This is a genomic window from Pseudonocardia sp. T1-2H (assembly GCF_038039215.1).
Lineage (GTDB): Bacteria > Actinomycetota > Actinomycetes > Mycobacteriales > Pseudonocardiaceae > Pseudonocardia.
The window spans coordinates 3,940,896-3,957,646 of record NZ_JBBPCL010000001.1 but is presented as its reverse complement, the minus strand read 5'-3'; the positions used below and the strand labels follow the sequence as shown (position 1 = coordinate 3,957,646).

Sequence of the window (16,751 nt, the reverse complement as noted above, 5' to 3'; positions counted from 1 at the left end):
GCCTGTGCGTCGGATCGCGGACCCATGCGTGAGCGGGCCGGTAGGCTGGCAGGCGTGTCGAAGATCGTCGTGTTGGACTACGGATCGGGGAACCTGCGCTCCGCGGAGCGTGCGCTCCGCCGGGTGGGTGCGGACGTCACCGTCACCACGGACTTCGATGCCGCATGCGAGGCGGACGGCCTGGTCGTCCCCGGCGTCGGTGCGTTCGCGCACTGCATGCAGGGCCTGAACGCCGTCCGCGGGCCGCAGATCATCGACCGCAGGCTCGCCGGGGGACGCCCGGTGCTCGGCATCTGCGTCGGGATGCAGATCCTGTTCGACCGCGGCGTCGAGTTCGGCGACGAGGCGGAGGGCTGCGGGGAATGGCCCGGCACGGTCGAGCGGCTGAAGGCGGACGTCCTGCCCCACATGGGCTGGAACACCGTGCAGGCCGCTCCCGGCTCCACGCTGTTCAACGGCCTCGACTCCGACACCCGCTTCTACTTCGTCCACTCCTTCGGCGTCCGGCGCTGGGAGATGGAGGAGTCGCACGTCATCCGCCCGCCCATGGTCACCTGGGCGCACCACGGCGAGGACTTCGTCGCCGCCGTCGAGAACGGGCCGCTGTCCGCCACCCAGTTCCACCCGGAGAAGTCCGGCGACGCCGGTGCGACGGTGCTGCAGAACTGGCTGCGCGACGTGGTCGGTTGATGGCCGCCGCACCGCGCAGGAAGGCCGCAGCCCGGAGGAGGACCACCACCCGCAAGCGGAGCAGCACGCGGCGCCGGACCACGACGAGCCGCCGCCGGACCTCGACGTCCAGCACGCTCGGCACCGTCGCCGGCGCCGCCCTCGCGGGCGTCATCGCCACCGCGCTGGGCGGTCTGCCCTGGTGGGGATGGGTGCTGCTGATCGTCGTCGGGCTGGTCGTCGGGCTCGGTCACGCCGCGGCGCGGGGCCGGGCCGCGGCCGCCCGCGAGGACGGCCCGGACGACGCGGCCACCACACCACCGGGCGAGCCCGCGGCCTGAGAAGCCGCAAGACGAGGACGCCGGGCAGGCCCGAAGGCCTACCCGGCGTCCTGTGACACGACGATCCGCGGTCAGGCGGCGAGGCGCTCCAGGCCCGGGTAGGCGCGGATGTGCGCGCCCGGGGCCTTGGCGTCCGTCCCGCCGTCGGCGGCGTTCGTCAGCGCCGGGAAGCTCGCTCGCCACGGCGCGCTCGACCGCCGCCGCGCCGCGCAGGATCGCGGGGCGGGCGGTCGCCGCGAACCGGGCGTGGGCGGTGCGCACGACCCGCAGGGGTGCGGACCGCGGCAGCTCCCGGACGGCCGATCCCACACCGGCGCGGCCGCTCCGGGCGGCGCGTGCCGCCGTCGCCAGCACACCCGAGCCCGGGGCGCTCTCGACGTCCCGCGCGGCGGCGGTCGCCAGTCGGGCGAACGGCGCCCGGACCGGTCCGGCGAGTCGCGAGGGCCGGATCCCGGCGGGCAGGACGATGCGGGCCGGCAGGCGGAGCGTGGGGCGCTCGGCCGCCACGACCAGCGCGATCCCGGCCGCCGCGAGTGCCAGCAGCGGCACGCTCGCCAGGGCCACCGGCAGGCCGGCGTGCTCGGCGAGGAAGCCGATCGCGGGCGGGCCGCCGAGCAGGCCGCTGTAGCCGACGGTCGACGCGAGCGCGACGCCCCGGGAACCGGAGCGCGCCCCCGCGCGGGCGATCGCGATCGGGAACAGGTTGGCCAGGCCCAGCCCGACCAGCACGAATCCCGCGAGCGCCACCATCGGTGAGGTCGTCAGCAGGGCGGCGGTCATGCCGGTCGCGGCCAGGACGGCCCCGCCCGCGAGCAGCCGGGTCTCACCGAGCCGGCCCAGCAGCCAGCCTCCGGAGAGCCGGCCGCACGCCATCGCGAGGGAGAACCCGGAGTAGCCGGCGGCGGCGAGCCCGGGTGCGGCGTGCAGGGTCTCCCGCAGGTGCAGGGTGCCCCAGTCGGTGAGGGCGCCCTCGCCGAACGCGGTGCAGCCGGCGATCAGCCCGAGCAGGACGACGAGCCGGCGCCCGTCCTTCGGGTCCCGCTCGTCCGACCCGGCGGACGGGGCGGCAGCGGCCGTGGCGCGCCCGACCGTGACCAGTACGGGGCCGGCGAGCGCGGTGACGGCCAGCCCGACCGCCGAGACGGCGAGGAGATGCGGTTCGACCGGGCCCAGCGCCGACGCGAGCCCGCCCACCGCGGCCCCGGCGAGGCCACCGAAGCTGAAGGCGGCGTGCAGGGACGTGAGCAGCGGCTTCTCCGGCCGCATGGCCTCGACGGCCACGCCGGCGCTGTTGATCGCGACGTTGACCAGGCCGGTCAGCGCGCCGAACAGCAGCAGCGCGACGCAGAGCTGCGGGACGGACGTCGCGAGCCCGGGCAGGGGGACGACCACGCAGGTCGCCGCCACCCCCACCCCGGCGACGAGGCCGGAGCCGAACCGGGCGGCGAGCACGCCGGTGAGCTGCATGCTCGCCAGCGCGCCGAGGGACACGCAGAGCAGGGCGAACCCGAGGGTGGCGTGGGTCGCGCCGACCTGGACGGTGACGTCCGGGATCCGGGCGGCCCAACTGCCGAACACGGCGCCGTCGAACGCGAACAGCGCGGTGACGGCGAGCCGGAGCCTCCGGAAGGAGGGTGGGGTCGAAGGGGCGGAACGGAGCCGGGCGGACGCGCGAAGGCGCGTACCGACGGAAGCGACGGGCATGGGGTTCCTCCGGCGGAGCCCGGACCATCGGTGTGGGGACCACCGGATGGCCACCGCAGCGGCCACTGTTGCCTGCTGCGGGGGTTCTGCCGAGACGGCGCTCGACCTGTCGGGTCGTGGTCGAACGGGACGGATGCGGTCGGAATCAAGACGCACGACCGCGTGCGCCGATCCCTACCGTGCCGTAACACCCTCTGGGTACGCCAGTAATCCGCAGGTGAGCGCGCTCACGATCGATTCAGAAGAGCCGACTCACGACGACGTCCGCGCGGCGAGCAACCGGTCCAGGAACCCGACCTGCCCCTTGACCAGCTTCTCCCGGGCGGTGTCCACGTCGAACCAGGCGACGCGGTCGATCTCCGGGAACCGCAGCCGCCGCCCCGATCCCCGGGGCCACTCGACCTCGACCCAGGAGCCGTCGTCCGGGCGTTCGGCGACGGCGGCGACGAGCTCGTCGGCCAGGTCACCGGCGAGCGCGAACGCCGTGACGCTCTTGCGCCGCCCGGACTGGACGATCGTGCCGAGCTCGCGCAGCTCACCCGCCGGGGCGGGGATACCGAGCTCCTCGGCGAACTCGCGACGCGCGGCGTCCCGCGGGTCCTCGGCGTCGTCGTGCTCGCCCTTGGGCATGGACCAGCCCGCCGCGTCCTTGCGCGCCCAGAAGGGCCCGCCCATGTGGCCGAGCAGCACCTCGACCCGTCCGTCCCGCTCGCGGTGGAGCAGGATCCCCGCACTCGTGATCACGCGGGGATCCTCCCGCACGGCTCAGTGGACGTGCTCGCTCCAGTCCTGCGGGACCCGGTCCGCCGGGCCGGGGACCGTCTGCTCGACGGGCCGGTGCGTGGGTGGGGCGAGGTCTGGCCCGTCGAGGCCGACCTGACGGTCGTAGTCCCAGAACCAGTCCTCGGCGGGCTCGAAGCTCTGCACGATCGGGTGCCCGGTGCTCCGGAAGTGCGCGGTCGCGTGCTGCGCGGGGGAGGTGTTGCAGCAGCCGACGTGCCCGCAGGCGGCGCAGCGGCGCAGGTGGACCCACCAGCCCCGGGCCGCGTCGCACTCCACGCAGCCGCTCCCGGACGGCGGGACGGAGGGGTCGATGGGGAGCGCATCCCGTCTCCTCGCTCGTGCTCGGCATCAGCGGCAGCCGGACCTGGAACCGGGTGTCCCCGGGTTCGGACTCGACCCGCAGGTCCCCGTGGTGGCGGTTCACGACGATCCGCCAGGAGATGTCCAGGCCGAGCCCGGTGCCGTCGCCGACGGGCTTGGTGGTGAAGAACGGCTCGAAGATCCGGTTCCGGATCTCCGCAGGGACGCCGGGCCCGGTGTCCCCGATCTCGACGAGCAGGTGGTCGTCCTCCCGCGCGGTGCGCACGGTCAGCGTCCCGTGCCCGTCCATGGCCTGCACGGCATTGTCGATGAGGTTGGTCCAGACCTGGTTCAGCTCCGCGGCGTAGACCGGGATCCTCGGCAGCGTCCGGTCGAACTCCTTGACGACCTGCACGCCGTCGCCGATCTTGCGCGCGAGCATGATCAGCGTGGACTTGAGCAGCTCGTGCACGTCCACGGTCTGGTACGGCGCCCGGTCCATCTGGGAGTACTGCTTCGCCGCGCCGAGCAGGGTGGAGATCCGCGTGGTCGACTCCGCGATCTCGTTCATCAGCAGCTCGGTCTCGACGGTGTAGTTGAGCCACCGGACCGCGCCCTCGAGGATCTCCGGGGGCACCGCGGCGGCGACCCGCTCCATCCAGTCGATGTCCAGCCCGGCCTGGACGAACGTGGGCGCGATGTCCCAGCCGCCGGCGATGCCCTTCGCGTCCAGCCAGTCCCCGAGCTCGTCCTCGGCGTCCCCGGCCTCGAGCGGGCTCAGCTCGGGGGCCTTCGCGACCCGGTCCGCGGCGTCCGTCTGCAGCTGCAGCAACGTCTGCAGATCGGCCGTCTCGTACGGCCCGGCCGCGATCATCCCGAGCTTGCTGCGCATCCCCGCGACCCGCTCGCGCAGCGTCGAGGTGGCCCGCACCGCGGCGGCGGCGGGGTTGTTCAGCTCGTGGGTGAGCCCGGCGGACAGCGACCCGAGGGCGAGCAGCCGTTCCCGCTGGCTGACCGCCTGCTGGGTGTTCCGGATGCCGAAGAACAGCCCCTCGAGCAGGTGCAGCGCCATCGGGAACCACTCGGCCATCAGCGCCGCGAGCTTCTCCGCGTCGAGCACGTAGAACCGGGACGGCACGATGACCCGCAGCGAGTTGTTGTACGTCTGCGGCATCCGGTCGCCCAGGTAGGCGTGCCACGCGCCCGCGTAGACGCCCGGCTGGGACGTCCGCTCCACGTCGACGTCGTCCTCTCCGGAACGCCGGGACAGCACGACGCTGCCCTCGACGAGCACGTAGAAGCACGTCGCCCGCTCGCCCTCGGCGTAGACGCGGCCGGGCTCGAACGTCGCCATGTAGCCCTGCTCGCAGAGCTCGGTGAGTTGGGCGTCGCTGAGCTTCTCGAAGAGGAACAGCGACCGCAGCTCCTCCGGATCGCACGGGGTCGTCATGATTCCGCCTCCGCGGGAAGAAGCACGTCGGCGGTGGTCATGACCTCTCCAGGTACCGGTGCACGAGCGAGACGGCCATCGCCCCGTCCCCGACGGCGGACGCGACCCGTTTGACGGACTCCGCGCGGGCGTCACCCGCGACGAAGACGCCCGGCAGGCTCGTCTCCAGGTGCAGCGGGTCACGGTCCAGCGGCCATCCCGCGGGCGGTTTCCCGTCGACGATCAGGTCCGGCCCGGCGACGACGAACCCGGCCGCGTCCCGGACCACCTGGTCGCTCAGCCAGTCCGTGCGCGGTGTCGCGCCGATGAAGACGAACAGGTACGACGCGTCGAGGGTCTCGGTCTCGCCGGTGGTGCGGTCCCGCAGCGTCAGCTTCTCCAGGTGCTCGCCGCCCTCGGCGCCGGCGACCTCGCAGCACGTCCGCACGGTGATCTCGGGGATGTCGCCGATCTGCTCGATGAGGTAGTGCGACATCGACGAGACCAGCGACGGCCCGCGGACCAGCATCGTCACCGAGCGCGCGTGCCGGGCGAAGTAGACGGCGGCCTGCCCCGCGGAGTTCGCGCCGCCGACGATGTAGACGTCCTGCCCAGCGCAGCTCGCCGCCTCGGTGAGCGTGGAGCCGTAGAACACGCCGCGGCCGGTCAGCTCCGGGACGCCGGGCGCCTTCAGCTCGCGGTAGGAGACGCCGGTGGCCAGCACCACCGCGTGCGCGTGGATGGCGCTGCCGTCCGCGAAGTGGACGCTGCGTGAGGAGCCGTCGGCCTGCAGCCCGACGACGTCCCGCGCGGTCAGCAGCTCCGCGCCGAGCCGGACGGCCTGGCGGCGGGCCCGGTCCGTGAGCTGCGCGCCGGAGACGCCGTCCGGAAAGCCCAGGTAGTTCTCGATCCGGGAGCCTGCCCGGCCTGCCCGCCCGTCGCGAGCCGTTCGACCATGACCGTGCGCAGGCCCTCGGACGCGCCGTAGACCGCCGAGCCGAGCCCGGCCGGGCCGCCACCGACCACCACGAGGTCGTAGAACTCCTCCGCGGGCACGGTCGACAGCCCGACCCGCGCGGCCAGCTCACCGTCCGCCGGGGCGACCAGCGCCTCGCCGGCCGGGGTGATCACCACCGGCAGCGTCTGTCCGTCGACGCCGGCGGCCTGCAGCAGGCGCGCGGCCTCCGGTTCGTCGACGGGGTACCAGCGGTAGGGGACCTGGTTACGGGCGAGGAAGTCCCGGACGTCGTGCGAGCGGGCGGACCAGCGGTGCCCGACCACCCGGGTCTCGCAGACCTCGCGCCGGTCCGCGGCCCGCCAGGCGTCGATCATCTCGTCGACGACGGGGTAGAGCTTCTCCTCGGGTGGGTCCCAGGGCTTGAGCAGGTAGTGGTCCAGGTCGACGACGTTGATCGCGGTGATCGCCGCGTCCGTGTCGGCGTAGGCGGTGAGCAGCACGCGGCGGGCGGCGGGGTAGAGGTCCATGGCCTGCTCGAGGAACTCCAGCCCGTTCATCCCGGGCATCCGGTAGTCCGCGAGCAGGACGGCGACGTCGTCCCCGCGCAGGGTCATCTCGCGCAGCGCCTCCAGCGCCTGCGGACCCGACTCGGCGCGGACGATGCGGTGGCGCTCGCCGTAGCGGCGCCGCAGGTCACGGGCGACGGCCCGGGAGACGCTGGGGTCGTCGTCGACGGTCACGATGGCGGGTCGGGCGGAGGTCAGCGGTGTGTTGCGGCTCACGAGGGACGCGGCGGCATCCGGCATCGCCCCAGTCTGCACCCCCGCACCGAGGGGAACGAGTGTGTTCGTCCCGTGACGGCCGATGTGCGAAGGAGCGTAACGGGGTCAGTGCACCCGCCGGGCCCGGTTCGGTCGGGCCGGGGTGCGGGCCAGGACGACGACCCCGGTCACCGCGACCAGCAGCCCGACGGCCAGCGGGACGCCCCAGCCGGGCCGCACCGGGTCCCCGAGCAGCCCGATGCCGACCAGCCCGGGGACGATCACCTCGGTCACGGCGAACACCGCGGTCACCGAGGCGAGCGAGCCCAGCCCGAGGGCCTTCGAGTAGGTCGTGATGCCGACGATCCAGAACGCGAGGAGCAGATAGGTCGCGGGCTGGGACACGAGGACCAGCAGGTCGAACTCGTCGCCCGGGCGCAGGTGCAGGGACCGCACGGCCAGCGCGGTCCCACCGAAGCCCAGGCCGCCGAGGAAGGCCAGCGGCCAGGCGCGGCCGCCGTGCCAGACGAGCCGGGCCGCGATCGCCAGCGCGACGACGGAGACGCCCAGGATCACGTCGACGATCGGGGACGTGTTCGCCGGCCGGTCCCCGCCCGCGCTGGCCGCGACCAGGACGAGGCCGCCGAGGCACGCGGCGATCGCGAGCTTCTCGGCCAGGCCGAGGCGGGTGTCGTGCAGGATCCGGGTGGCGACGGCGGTGACGGCGATCGCGCCGCCGAGGATCGCCTGCACCGCGAAGACGGGGAGGTGCCGGAGCGCGACGACCGTGCAGGCCCAGCCGAGGCCGTCGACCAGCAGGCCGGAGAGGTAGCGCGGCTGCACGGCGAGCGGACGGCCCGGCCGGGTGCGGGTGGTCGCGTCGGACTGGAGGAGACCGCCCAGGCTGTTCAGCACCATGGCGCAGACGGCGAACAGGAGCCCGGTCAGCACGGGGCACGCTCCGCCTGTCCGATCACGGCTCCACGGTGGCACGCCGTCCGCCCGTGCGCCTCTTCCGCCGAGGGCCGTACCGCCGAGGTCGGCGCCGCCGCGGCCGCGGTCACTCCGCCATGCGGTCCCGCAGCCCGCTCGCCCGGCTGACCGGGCGCGCGATCGCCGCCCGTACCGCCTCCTCGGACCCGACGACGCGCACGGTCCGCCGCGCGCGGGTCACCCCCGTGTAGAGCAGCTCGCGGGTGAGCAGCGGGGACTCGGGCGGCGGCAGCACCACGCTGACCCGGGTGAACTGGCTGCCCTGACTGCGGTGGACGGTCATCGCATGCACGGTCTGGACCCCGGCGAGCCTGGCGGGCGCATAGGACTGCGGGGCGGTGGGCCGGCCGAACACGGCCCGGATCCCGTCCCCGTCGCGCACGACCACGCCGGTGTCCCCGTTGTACAGGCCCAGATCGTAGTCGTTCGTGGTGACGAGCAGGGGCCGTCCCGGGTACCAGGGGCCCCGTCCGGTTCCCGGGACGTCGTCGAACCCGGGGACGGCGGTGCCGAGCCAGCGCTCGACCTCCGCGCCCCACCGGTTGACCCCGTAGGGGCCGCGCCGGTGCGCGCAGAGCAGCCGGTGCTCCTCGAGCCGTTCCAGCGCCTGCGCCGCTCGTCCGGCCCGCGCCGCGTCGATCAGCCCGCTCGCCGCGGCGACGACGTCCGCGTGCAGCCCGTCCAGCCCCGCCGGGTCCCGCTGCTCCAGGTCCGCCTCGACGAACAGCAGGTCCGGGTCCCCGGCGCGCAGGTGCCCGATCGCGGCGTCCGCGTCCCCGGCCTGGACGGCGCGGGCGAACGCGGCGATGGCGCCGTCGAAGCGCCAGGTGCGGGAGAGCGTGACGACGCCGTGCACCACCGGCCGCGCGGCCGCCCCGAGCGCCCCGACCTCGCGGAGCTGCTCGTCCAGCCCGGGCTCCGGGGTGCCGACGGCCCGCGCGAGATCGCCGAGGACGGCCCCGGCCTCGACCGACGCGAGCTGGTCCGGGTCCCCGACGAGGATGAGCCGGGCGTCCGGCCGGACCGCCTCGAGCAGCCGTGCCATCAGCGTCAGCGAGACCATGGACGTCTCGTCGACCACCACGACGTCGTGCGGGAGCCGGTTGAGCCGGTCGTGCCGGAAGCGGCTCGACGAGCCGGGGCGCCGTCCGAGCAGCCGGTGGATCGTCGACGCGGTGAGCGCCCCGACCCGGGCCCGGTCCGCCTCGGGCAGCTTCCCGGTGTGCTCGGCGACGGCCTCGCCGAGCCGGGCGGCGGCCTTGCCGGTGGGGGCGGCGAGGGCGACCCGCAGCGGGGTCACCGCGTCCCCGTGCAGGTCGTGGAGCAGCGCGAGGAGCTTGGCGACGGTGGTGGTCTTGCCCGTGCCGGGGCCGCCGGCGAGGACGGTGACCCGGCGGAGCGCGGCGACCGCGGCGGCGAGGCGCTGGAGGTCCTCGGGTGCGGTTCCGAAGAGCCGCTCCAGGCCTCGCCGGAGCTGCGCGAGATCGACGTCCGGCTGCCCGGTGCCGGAGCGTTCCCGCAGCTCGCGGCGGACGAGCTCCTCCTCGGCCCAGTAGCGGTCGAGGTAGAGGAGGCCGGCACCGCCGTCGTCCGGGCCGACCCAGCGCAGCGGGCGTCCGGTCCCCGGCGCGGTCCCGAGCCCGACCAGCGGGGAGTCCCGCACGGCGGCGATCCAGGGGCCGGGCTCGGGCCAGGGCAGCTCCGAGACGTCGACGAGCTCCTCGCCCTCGCCCAGGACGGTGTGGCCGATCTCCGCGAGCGCGACGCAGACGGAGCCGTGCCGGATCGCCCGGACGGTGAGCGCGACCGCGAGCAGCACCTCCTCCGGCTCGCCGGCCGGGTCCCCGCCGAGGCGGCCCAGCCGGGTGGCGACGTGCACGTCCGCGGCGGTCAGGACGCCGGCGGTGTTGAAGACGGCGAGCAGGCCGGTGGCGGAGCGGGCCGTGCGGAGATCGAAGGGATCGCGCTCGGGAGTGGTCGCGGCGGTGGTCACGCTCACGGGGCGCCCCCGTCCAGGTCGAAGAGGGGAGGCTCGTCGGAGGGCGCCGGTCGGTGCGCGGGCGGCGGCTGCGGGGCTCGCCGGGGCCCGCCGTCGAGCAGCTCCGACAGCTCCGCGATCAACGCCCCCGGCGGTTTCCAGGCGAACACCCCGCACGGTGTCCCGTCGACCTGCGGCGTCCCGGGCCCGCACATCCCGCGCAGGAACAGGTACAGCATCCCGCCCAGGTGCTCGTCGGCCTCGTAGCCGCGGAGCCGCCAGCGCAGGAACCGGTGCAGCGCGACCCCGTAGAGCAGCGCCTGCAGCGGGTAGTGCGCGGCCATCATCGCCTCGGCCAGCACCGGCGGCGCGTAGTGCGCGGCCGTCAACGGCTCCCGGCCCGACGGTCCGGACGGGCCCAGCCAGTTCGTCTTGTAGTCGACGACCAGGAACCTGCCGTCGACCCGCAGCACGGCGTCGATGCTGCCGGTGAGGTACCCGCGCAACGGCTGTCCGGCGAGCCCGGGGGAGGCCAGCAGGTCCGGATAGCGCGCCAGTGGGTCGTCGGCGGCGAGATGCCGGCGCAGCACCGGGGCGAGGTCTCCCAGCACGACGCGGCCCGCCGGGACGTCCCCACCGGCGAGCGGCATCTCGAAGTCCAGCTCGGCGAGCCGGTCCGCAGGCGCGATCACGCGCAGCGACCGGCCCCCGGTGAGCATCCCGAGCGGGGTCTCGACGACCGGCACCAGCGCGGCGGCCAGCGCCTCGGGGTCGACGTCCGCGGGCTGGCGGGCCAGTTCCTCGCGGCTGCGCAGTCGCAGCTCGGCCTCCAGGTCCGGGGCGGTGGTGTCCGTGGTCTCGAGGACCGCGTGCACCAGCGTGCCGAAGCCGGTGCCGAGCGGGAGGTCGGCCATCGGGGACGGCACGTCCGCGCCGAGGCTGCTGCTCACCTCCGGGAGCGGGACCTCGGCCTCGTCGTCCTTGCCGGTGGTCTCCGGTTCGGTGCCGACCCCGGGGGCCGACGGCTCCGGGGTGGCGTCCGCGCCGGCGTGCGAGGCGTGGGCGTCCGCCGTCAGGGCGCTGTAGGACGTCCGCCGCCAGGCGGTGTCCAGCGTGCGGTCGAACCTCGCCACGGCCAGCTCGGGCGGCTGGCCGTCGGCGGGCGCGGGCGGGGCCGGTTCCCGGTCCGCCAGCGGCTCGACGGCCACGCCGTACGGTTCCAGCGCGCGGAACAGCTGCAACGCCGACGCGTCCTGCGGCACCTTGTACGTCGGCGCCGGGTTCTCCCCCGGCGCCGGCCGCCCGACCAGGAGCCGGTGCAACGCCGAGGCCTGGGTGGTGGTCGTGGGCGCCCACCATGCGACCACCTGGCAGCAAGCCCGGGTGAGCGCGACGTAGAGCAGCCGCAGGTCCTCGCCCGCCTCCTCCGCCTGGTGAGCCTCGATCCGCGTGCCGCGCTCCGGGCCGCGCGGGCCGCCGACGTCCAGGACGCGGGCGCCGTCGGCGTCGTGGAAGAGCAGGAGATCGGGATCGGGGACCCAGCGGTCCCAGCCGAACGGGACGTAGACGACCGGGAACTCCAGCCCCTTGCTGCGGTGCACGGTGACGACCTGGACGGCGTCCGCGTCCGACTCCAGCCGCCGGCTCCGCTCGCCCGCGGTGTCCCGCGCGGCCTCGGCGATCCGCTGCCGCAGCCACTCGACCAGCGCGGACGGTCCGAGGCGATGCTCCAGGGCCGCCCGGTGCAGGACCTGACCGATGTGCCGGACGTCGGTGAGCCGCCGCTCGCCGTCCGTCAGCCCCAGCAACCGTGCGGGCAGCCCCGTGCGGGTCGTGACGGCCTCCAGCAGTGCGGCGACACCCCGCTCGGTCAGCACGGCGTGCCAGGCGCGCAGGTCCGTGCCCAGCTCGTCGACCAGCGCGTCGGAGTCCGGCCCGCACAGCTCCGCCACGGTGTGCCCGACGAAGCAGGTCAACGCCGCCGCGCGCAGCCGGGTGGTGCGCTGCGGCTGCTCGACGGCCTCCAGGAGCGTGAGCCATTCCGCCGCGGCCGCGGTGGTGAAGACGCTGGTGGTGCCGGCGAGGACCGCGGGCACCCCGGCCGCGGCGCAGGCCTCCCGGATCAGCACGCCCTGGGCGTTCGTGCGGACGAGCACGGCGACATCCCCCGCGCGGACGGGCCTCCGGATCCCTCCCGGTTCAGGGGCGAGCCCGGAGACCGTCGCGGGCGACGCGAGCAGCGCGGCGACGTCCGCCGCCACGTCCGCCGCGACGACCTCGCGGGCCTTCGGCGCCCGGCCCAGGTTCCGGCCGGTCAGCGGCTCGAGCCGGTCCCGGTCCACGACCCGCAACCGGAACGGCGCGTCCGACGGGGCCCCGGCCAGCCGGCGCCCGGTGTGCCGCGCCTCCACCGGCCGGACGACGATCTTGTCGCTGCCCAGGGCGGCCTGCCCGAGCACGCCCTCCAGCGCGCGCAGCAGGGCCTCGTCGCTGCGGAAGTTCTTCCCGAGCGTGGCCGTCGCCCCGGCCTCGCCGGCCGCCTCCAGGTACGAGACGACGTCCGCGCCGCGGAACGCGTAGATCGCCTGCTTGGGGTCCCCGATGAGCACGAGCGTCACGTGTCCGTGGAACGCGCGCTGCAGGATCTCCCACTGGATCGGGTCCGTGTCCTGGAACTCGTCCACCAGCACCACGCGGTACCGGTCCCGCAGCCGTTGCCGGGCCGCCGCGCCGCGCACCGGGTCCCGCAGCGCGTCCGCGAGCCGGGTGAGCATGTCGTCGTAGCTGAAGAGACGGCGGCGGCGTTTGCGCCGGTCCACCTCGTCCCGGATCGCCTGGGCGAAGCTGCGCCGGACCGCGGCGACCGAGCCGGGAGCCGCGTCCCGGGGTTCGAGCCGGGCCTGCGGGTCCCCGACCGCGTGCCGGGCGAGGGTGAGGGCCTCCTCCCGGGTCAGGTCCGGCCTCCCGGCCGACGGGGCGGCGTACTTGCGCACGTAGAAGTCGTCGACGACCTCGGTGACCAGGTCGTCCACGTGCTCGACGAACTGCGCGTCCGGGTCGCTGTCCCCGGCCACGCCCAGCCCGGCGAGCATCTGCTGGCAGAACTGGTGGGTCGTGGCGATGGTGGCGGCGTCGAAGTGGGCGAGCGCGAGCCGCAGGCGGGACCGGCGCCGCGCGACCTCCTCGGCGGGCGCGTCCGCGAGCAACCGGATCACCGGGTCGTCACTCGGCCCGCCGGACGCCAACCCCCGTTCGGTGGTCAGCAGCCGTTCCCGGACGCGTTCGCGCAGCTCCTGGGTGGCCTCCCGGCCGAACGTGACGAGCATCAGCTCGGGCAGCTCGGCGAGGCCCTCGGCCACGTAGCGGGTGGCCAGGGCGGCGATGGTGAAGGTCTTGCCCGTCCCGGCGCTCGCCTCGAGGACCGTCGTGCCCTCGGGCAGCCGCCCGTCGACCCGGAAGTCCTCCGGCGTCAGCAGGGCCTGGCCCCGGATCGTCGTGCTCACGGGACGTCCAGGGTCTCGGCGTCGATCAAGGGGGTCCAGAGGCGCATCGCCAGGTCTCCGAAACGGGTCGGTTCGTGTGTGCCCGGCGCGGTGAGGATCGCCTCGAACGGCGCCTTCGCGCCGAGCACCGTCAGGTGGGCCTCGTCCTCGCACTCGAACGGGCTCCAGTCCCGTTGCGCCGAGGCGGCCGCGTCCCGCGGCGCCGCCCCGCGGATCCGGGCGCTCGCGTAGGCCGCCGCACACGGCGTGGGCAGCGGCAGCGGTTCCCGCAGGCCCTCCCGGTGCAGGGCGACGAGCTCGGCCAGCGCCGCGGCGGCCGCCTCGGGGCTGACGGGCCCGATCGTCGAGCGTTGCGCCCCGCCGCCCCGGCCACGGCCGAGTGTGACCGCCCGCCACCGGACGTCCGGGTGGGTCACGGTGAGCGCGAGCAGCTGGGCCCAGGCCCGCAGCCGGTGCTTCGGGCCGAGCCGGGAGTACTCGACCCGGACGATCGTGCTCCCGTGCAGCCCGGCGACCGTCCCGACCACCCGCACGTTCCCGCCTCCGTCCACCGGGGCCGGGGCGGCCACGTCCCGCGACACCGGCTCGGCCGACCCGCGCAGCTCCGCCGACGCCGCCACCAGCGGTTCGACGTCCGAGGTCACCTTCTCCAGCACGGCGCGGCCGAGCGAGCCGGGCGGCAGCTCGCCGCGCCGCCACTCGGCCTGCGTACAGCGCTCCAGCTCGGCGCCGGCGAGGCGGTCCCGGAGCAGCCGGTCCCCGACGGCCCACCTGCCGAGCCCGTCCAGGTCCACCGGAAGGGCGTCGCCGGCCGCGTCGTCCTCGGACCGCAGCACCATCCCGACGCGCTGCCGCAGGAACGCCTTCACCGGATGCTCGACGAACCGCACGAGATCGTCCAGCTCGACGACACCGGACTCGGCCGGGTCCTCCACGGGGGCGGGCAACGGCTCGGCCAGGAACGGCGGCGCGGGCCGGCGCTCGGTGACCGAGGCCCGGGCCCCGGCCAGGGAGGCCCGGTCGAAGCTGAAGGGGGACGAGCCCACGAAGTTCCGCGGGTCGAACGGCTGCAACGGGTGCCGCACGGTGATCGCCTCGCGCGCCGGCGTGCCGTCCGCGGTCCGGACGGAGACGTCGACGGCGTCCAGCAGCTCGCCCAGCGGTACCGCCGGCGGCCGCCGGGCCCCGGACCGCTCGTCCGCCCCGGACGCCACGATCACCAGGTGCTCGGTGGCCGCGGTCAGCGCGTCGAGCAGGAGCTGGCGGTCCTCGCTGCGCGGGTCCCGCTCACCGACGCGCGGGTCCCGGGCCAGCACGTCGTCCCCGTCCGGGGTGCCGGTGCGGGGGAACACGCCGTCGTCGACGCCGAGCAGGCAGACGACCCGGTGCGGCACCGAGCGCATCGGCACCAGCGTCGCGACGGTCAGCGTGCCGGTCCGGAAGTTCGCCCGGCTGGGCCGGCCGCGGAGCCGGTCGGCGAGCAGCCCGCGCACGTCGGCGAGGGTGAGGGGCACGGTCCCGGCCTGCGGCCCGGCGGAGCGGACGACGTCCGCCAGCTCGGCGCGGGCCTGCGCGTCCTGCCAGGCCTCCGACGGCGCGGTGCCGGTGAGCGCGGACAGGCCGTCGAGCAGCGCGTCCGCCCAGGCCGTGAGCGGCTGCGGCCCGGCGAGGGACTCCAGTGCGGTGCGCAGCCGGTCCAGGATCTCGGCGAGCCCGCCGACGAGATCGACGTCCGAGGAGTCCACGTCGTCGAGCGGGAGCGCCGTGCCGAGCCAGCCCTGCTCGCCGGGCGTCTCGGCCATCGCGACCCCGAGCAGCATCCGGTCCAGGCCCGCCGACCAGGTGTTCTGCGGGAACCCGTCCAGCCGGTACGGGCGGCGGTGCTCGCCGTCGAGGCCCCACCGCACCCCGGCCCGGACGACGAGCTCGCCGATCCGGTCCAGCGCGTCGTCGTCGAGCCGGAAGCGCCGGCGGACGGGGGAGGAGCCGACCAGGTCCAGCACCTGCGAGGCGGAGACCCGGGCGTCGGCCAGCTCCAGGAGCGCGGAGACCGTGCCGAGCAGCGGGTTCGCCTGCCGCAGCGCGCGGTCCGCGAGCCGGACGCGCAGGCTGTGCCCGGGGTGGACGTCCGCGGGCGCCCCCTCCCCGGCGAGCCCGAAGGACGCCGAGATCAGCGGGGCGAACGCCTCGATGTCCGGGCACATGACGATCACGTCCCGCGGTTCGAGCGTGGGGTCCGCCTCGAGCAGCCCGAGCACGACCTCGCGGAGCACCTCGACCTGCCGGTCCGGCCCGTGGCAGGCGTGGACTCGGACGCTGTGGTCCGCCGGGTCCAGCAGCGGCGGCTCGGCCGGGAGCGCGTCCCGCCGCAGGTCCGCCTGGAGGCGTTCCAGCAGCGTGCGGGGCTCGGGGAGGGCGGCGTCGTGGTGGTGCTGCTCGGCGGCGACGGGCAGCCGGAGCTGCAGCTCCCGGACGTCCCGGCCCAGCGAGCGCAGCAGCGGGTGCGTGACCTTCTCGGCGGTCTCGTCCGTCGCGCGACGGGGCGGCGGGCCCCCGCCGGCCCGGTCCGCGACGGCGGCCCACAGCGCGGGCGAGGGGTGCGGCAGCCAGAGGTGGACGTCCCGGTGCTCGGCCAGCGCTTCCAGGACCGCGAGGTGCTGGGCGGCCAGCCGGGTCGGCCCGAAGACCGACATCCGCTCGGGGAGCTCCGCGAGCCCGGGGTCACGGCCGAGCGCCTCGACCGCATCGAGCAGCCGCTCGGCGGGGCCGGGCGCGTCGATCCGGGTCCGCAGCCGCCGCCACAGCTCGGCCTGCCAGGCCACGTCCTCGGGTAGGGGCGCGTCGCCGTCGGTGTCCCGGTTCGACAGCCAGGCCGCCAGCATGTCCGGACGGTGCGACGCGTAGCCCGCGAACAGGTCCGACAGCCTGCGCGCGACCGCGTACCGGCGGCCCTCCCCGCTCGCGCCGAGGTGCGCGGCGAGCGCCGCGAACCCCGTGCCGGTCACCGCCTCGTCGATCACCTCCAGCAGCGGCCACACCGCGCGGGCCGGGTGCCAGGGATCGACCTCCGGGTCGACCCCCGTCGCGGCGTCCACCGTCTCCGCGAGGACGGCCCCGGGCGACGGGAACCGGACGTTCGCGCACACCCCGTCGGAGCCGCTGCCCACACCGAGCCGCAGCGCCAGCCGCTGCCCCAGCCACCGCTCGACGCCCTTCTCGGGCACCGCCACGATCTCCGGGGTGAACGGATCCGCCGGGGGCGCCGCGAGGACCTCGGCGAGGCCTTCGGCCAGCCGGTCGGCCCGTTCGGCCCGGTGCACGTGCAACACGCC

The 16,751-nt window shown here is 75.6% G+C and carries 6 protein-coding genes and 3 pseudogenes; 1 reads left to right on the top strand and 8 read right to left on the bottom strand.

Features of this window, described 5'->3' with window-relative positions; genetic code table 11:
* Positions 1-54 precede the first annotated feature (54 nt).
* Positions 55-690: an imidazole glycerol phosphate synthase subunit HisH gene (gene hisH / locus WBK50_RS19435; protein WP_341336969.1), complete on the top strand. Its 636-nt coding sequence runs from the start codon at positions 55-57 to the stop codon at positions 688-690.
* 1,016 nt (positions 691-1,706) lie between these two features.
* On the opposite strand, the pseudogene WBK50_RS19430 reads toward hisH, so the two are convergent.
* The 8 genes and pseudogenes from WBK50_RS19430 to recC form a co-directional block, all read right to left on the bottom strand.
* A pseudogene (locus WBK50_RS19430) lies at positions 1,707-2,714 on the bottom strand (MFS transporter); the annotation flags it as partial.
* Positions 2,715-2,966: 252 nt separating this feature from the next.
* Positions 2,967-3,455, bottom strand: coding sequence for an NUDIX domain-containing protein (locus WBK50_RS19425; protein ID WP_341339448.1), 489 nt, complete (start codon positions 3,453-3,455; stop codon positions 2,967-2,969).
* 376 nt (positions 3,456-3,831) lie between these two features.
* Positions 3,832-5,247, bottom strand: a pseudogene (locus tag WBK50_RS19415) (ATP-binding protein); the annotation flags it as partial.
* Positions 5,248-5,284: 37 nt separating this feature from the next.
* Positions 5,285-6,990 (bottom strand): annotated as a pseudogene (locus WBK50_RS19410) (FAD-dependent oxidoreductase).
* Positions 6,991-7,071: 81 nt separating this feature from the next.
* Complete coding sequence (locus WBK50_RS19405; RefSeq protein WP_341336968.1) at positions 7,072-7,896, bottom strand: hypothetical protein; 825 nt, start codon at positions 7,894-7,896, stop codon at positions 7,072-7,074.
* A gap of 109 nt (positions 7,897-8,005) precedes the next feature.
* On the bottom strand, positions 8,006-9,937 hold the full coding sequence (gene recD / locus WBK50_RS19400) for an exodeoxyribonuclease V subunit alpha (RefSeq protein WP_341336967.1): 1,932 nt from the start codon (positions 9,935-9,937) through the stop codon (positions 8,006-8,008).
* Positions 9,934-13,419, bottom strand: coding sequence for a UvrD-helicase domain-containing protein (locus tag WBK50_RS19395; RefSeq protein WP_341336966.1), 3,486 nt, complete (start codon positions 13,417-13,419; stop codon positions 9,934-9,936). The genes recD and WBK50_RS19395 overlap by 4 nt, the downstream gene beginning before the upstream one ends.
* Positions 13,416-16,748, bottom strand: a complete 3,333-nt coding sequence (gene recC, locus WBK50_RS19390) for an exodeoxyribonuclease V subunit gamma (protein WP_341336965.1) — start codon at positions 16,746-16,748, stop codon at positions 13,416-13,418. Before recC ends, WBK50_RS19395 begins: the two co-directional genes overlap by 4 nt.
* Positions 16,749-16,751: the final 3 nt, after the last annotated feature.